The following is a 920-nucleotide window of genomic DNA, read 5'->3' on the forward strand; positions in this document are numbered from 1 at the left end:
CATGACAGTGATGGAGAACCTGATTGAGGCTCCGGTAAAAGTATCTGGCATGGATAAAGAAGAAGCGAAGAACCAAGCAATGCAAATTCTCGCAACGCTGCATTTGGCAGACAAAGCGGATGCATGGCCGATGCAGCTTTCTGGTGGTCAGCAACAACGTGTGGCGATTGCTCGTGCATTGATGATGAAACCGGAAGTCTTGCTTTTTGATGAACCGACCGCAGCTCTTGACCCTGAAATTACGAACCAAGTCGTTAAGATTATTAAAGATTTAAGCGAAACTGGCATCACCCAAGTCGTAGTGACGCATGAGGTCGATTTTGCTAAGAAGATTGCTAGCCACGTTCTGTACCTCGAGAAAGGACACATCGTAGAGCATGGTACGCACGACGCTTTTGCTAACCCGCAAACCACACAGTTTGCTGATTATCTAAAGCACTAAAAACAACACCAATAAGTTCAGTCAACTAACAGATAAGCTCGGCTGTCATTGCGAGTGTCAGCCCAAGACGTACACACGGAGTATTGCAATGAAAAAGATTCTACTAACTTCACTAATCGGCCTTATTTCTGCAAATGTGGCAGCAAACGCAGTGGCACAAGATGAAATCAAATTCGCGATGGAGGCGACGTACGCCCCATTCGAATACATGGATGAGAACAATCAAATCCAAGGTTTCGATGTGGATCTGGCGAATGCTCTATGTAAAGAAATGGAAGCAAAATGTAGCTTCCACAACCAATCTTTCGATAGCTTGATCCCTGCATTAAAATTCAAACGTTATGATGCGGCTATTTCTGCAATGGACATTACTGAAGCGCGTCTTGAGCAAGTCAATTTCTCGCATGCTTACTACGACAACTCAGCAGCGTTTGTTTCTATCAAAGACAAAGTCGCTGACCAAAACGCGTTAGAGGGT

At 44.8% G+C, this 920-nt stretch carries 2 protein-coding genes; both read left to right on the plus strand.

Going from position 1 to position 920, the window contains the following annotated elements:
* Positions 1 to 442, plus strand: a 442-nt coding sequence (locus R7040_RS25220; RefSeq protein ID WP_318097383.1) for an ATP-binding cassette domain-containing protein, incomplete at its 5' end; no start/stop codon positions are given.
* A gap of 88 nt (positions 443 to 530) precedes the next feature.
* The coding region (locus R7040_RS25225) for a transporter substrate-binding domain-containing protein (protein ID WP_318097384.1) at positions 531 to 920 on the plus strand (390 nt) is incomplete at its 3' end.

The organism is Vibrio sp. 1069 (assembly GCF_033340555.1).